Origin of the sequence: Kitasatospora sp. NPDC093558 (assembly GCF_040683475.1) — a bacterium.
GTDB lineage: Bacteria > Actinomycetota > Actinomycetes > Streptomycetales > Streptomycetaceae > Kitasatospora.
On the sequence record NZ_JBFBDY010000690.1, the window covers coordinates 1 to 3,127 of the forward strand.

General features: G+C 73.1%; 2 protein-coding genes and 1 pseudogene. All 3 read left to right on the plus strand.

The features are described 5' to 3' along the window. Nucleotides 1-551 (plus strand): annotated as a pseudogene (locus AB0O00_RS33800) (NAD-dependent epimerase); the annotation flags it as partial. A gap of 95 nt (nt 552-646) precedes the next feature. Further along, nucleotides 647-2,443: an acyl-CoA dehydrogenase gene (locus AB0O00_RS33805; protein ID WP_363658373.1), complete on the plus strand. Its 1,797-nt coding sequence runs from the start codon at nt 647-649 to the stop codon at nt 2,441-2,443. A 125-nt stretch (nt 2,444-2,568) separates the two neighbouring features. Then, on the plus strand, nt 2,569-3,127 hold a 559-nt coding region (locus AB0O00_RS33810; RefSeq protein ID WP_363658375.1), incomplete at its 3' end, for a CoA transferase.

Consider the following 3,127-nt stretch of genomic DNA (forward strand, 5'->3'; position numbering starts at 1 on the left):
CCTACCCGCCCGCGCTCCTCGGCCCGCACGACCCCGGGCCGGGTGACCAGAACATTCGGCTGCGCAACACCCTGCGCGGCCTGATGCCCCTGTGGCCCCTCGGCGGCTTCCCGGTCGGCGACGTCCGCGACACCGCCCGCCTGCACGCCGACCTGCTCACCACCCACCCGATCGCCGAAACCCCCGCGGCCAACCGGCACTTCGCCCCCGGCCGCCACCTCCCGACCCGCACCTACCTGCGCACCCTCCGCGAGGTTACCGGCCGCCCCCTCCCCGCCCTCCACCTCCCGGCCACCCCGATGCTCCCCGTCGGGGCCCTCGCGACGGCCGCCCAGCGCCTCTGGCCCTGGCACATCCCGGCCGAGTACGGCGCCATCTACACCTGCGCTCACGCCCGCCCCGTGGCCGCCACCGCGAGCACCGCCGGCCTCACCCCACGCCCGACGGCCGAGACGATGACCGACACGATCCGCTGGCTCCACACCCGGGGCCTCCTCACCGAACGCCAGGCCGGCCGCGCACTCGCCGCCGACGGTGGCCACCGGCACTGAGCAGCGCCGCCCCCTCGCGCGGACGGCGATGCGTCGGGTAAGAAGATCCCCGTTACCCCTACGCAGGCCCACCCCCGCCGAACGGACGCCCGCCCATGGACTCCCTGCTGCTCTCCCGCCGAGACCTCGACTTCCTGCTCCACGACTGGCTGGACGTCACGGCCCTGACCGCCCGCCCCCGCTACGCCGACCATGACCGGGACACCTTCGACGCCATCCTCGACCTCAGCGCGGCCATCGCGACCCGGCACTTCGCCCCGCACAACAAGAAGAACGACGCCGAGGAACCGCGCTTCGACGGCGAGCGGGTGCACGTCATCCCGGAGGTCGGCGCGGCCCTGCGGGTCTTCGCCGAGGCGGGCCTGGTCGGCGCCGCCATGGACTACGAGGTCGGCGGACAGCAGCTGCCCACCGTGGTCGCCAACGCCTGCCGCGCCTGGTTCCAGGCCGCCAACATCGCCACCTCCTCGTACCCGCTGCTCACCGTCGGCAACGCGAACCTGCTGCTGGCGCACGGCAGCGCGGAGCAGATCGACACCTACGTGCGCCCGATGGTCGAGGGCCGGTTCTTCGGCACCATGTGCCTGTCGGAGCCGCAGGCCGGCTCCTCGCTCGCCGACATCACCACCCGGGCGGTGCCGCAGGACGACGGCACCTACCGGATCACCGGCACCAAGATGTGGATCTCCGGCGGCGACCACGAGCTCAGCGAGAACATCGTCCACCTGGTGCTGGCACGGACGCCCGGCGCGCCGGCCGGCGTCAAGGGCATCTCGCTGTTCGTCGTGCCCAAGTACTTGGTCCGGCCGGACGGCACGCTCGGCGAGCGCAACGACGTCGTCCTGGCGGGCCTCAACCACAAGATGGGCTATCGCGGCACCACCAACACCCTGCTCAACTTCGGCGAGGGCCGGCACACCCCGGGCGGCGCGCCCGGCGCGGTGGGCCGGCTGGTGGGCGAGGAGCACCGCGGGCTCGCCTACATGTTCCACATGATGAACGAGGCCAGGATCGGCGTCGGCCAGGGCGCCACCGCGCTCGGCTACACCGGATACCTGCACTCCCTGGACTACGCCCGCACCCGCCCGCAGGGCCGCCCGCTCACCGGCAAGGACCCGAACGCCCCGCAGGTGCCGATCATCGAGCACGCGGACGTGCGCAGGATGCTGCTGGCGCAGAAGAGTTACGTGGAGGGCGCGCTCGCGCTCGGCCTGTACTGCAGCCGCCTTCTCGACGAGGAGCTCACCGCCGAGGACCCGCGGGAGCGGGACCGCGCCCACCTGCTGCTGGACGTCCTCACGCCCATCGCCAAGAGCTGGCCGTCGCAGTGGTGCCTGGAGGCCAACAACCTCGCCATCCAGGTGCACGGCGGCTACGGCTACACGCGCGAGTACAACGTCGAGCAGTTCTACCGCGACAACCGGCTCAACCCGATCCACGAGGGCACGCACGGCATCCAGGGCCTGGACCTGCTCGGCCGCAAGGTCGTCATGAACGGCGGCGCCGGGCTACGGCTGCTCCTGGACACTCTCGCATCGACCACCGCGAAGGCCACGGCGGTCGGCGGCGAGGCGGCCGAGCTGGCGGACCGCCTGGCGCAGGCCGCGGCCCGCGTCGAGCGGACGACGGCCCGGCTGTGGTCCACCGGGGACCCGGCGACCGCGCTGGCCAACTCCTCCGCCTACCTGGAGGCCGTCGGCCACGTCGTACTCGCGTGGATCTGGCTGGAGCAGTTCCTCGCGCTGGGTGACGGCGCGGACGCCTTCCACGAGGGCAAGCGGCAGGCCGCCCGGTACTTCTTCCGGGTCGAACTCCCCCGCACAGGTCCGCAGTTCGATCTTCTCGACAGCCTGGACCGGACGGCGGCGGACTGTCACCCGGAGTGGTTCTGACCGGCCGGCAGGTGGTCCCGGGGGAGGATTTTCCGCGGCAAACACGAGATCACCGGCGCGGTCCCGCGACTGAACCCGCCCGTCGGCGGGTAGGTCCCGATGCGTTCACGAGGGAGGGAGTCCGGGTGTCGCTGCCACTCGCGGGTGTCACGGTGATCGCGTTGGAGCAGGCGGTGGCCGCGCCGTTGGCGACCAGGCACCTGGCCGACCTGGGGGCCAGGGTGGTGAAGGTCGAGCGGCCGGACGGCGGCGACTTCGCCCGCGGGTACGACCACAGCGTCAACGGGCTGGCCAGCCACTTCGTCTGGCTCAACCGCGGCAAGGAGTCGGTCGCCCTCGACCTGAAGGCGCCCGAAGGCCGCGCCGTGCTGGCCGACCTCGTGGCCGGCGCCGACGTCTTCCTGCAGAACCTCGCGCCCGGCGCCGCCGCCCGCCTGGGCTTCGGCTCCGCCGAACTGCGCGCCCGGCACCCCCGGTTGGTCACCGTCGACCTCTCCGGCTACGGCTCCGGCGGCCCCTACCAGGACAAGCGCGCCTACGACATGCTGATCCAGTGCGAGTCCGGCCTCGCCTCGGTGACCGGCCCGCCGGAGCGCCCGGCCAAGACGGGCGTGCCGAGCTCGGACATCGCCGCCGGGATGTACGCGCTGACGGCGACGCTCGCCGCGCTGGTCGGCCGCGCCG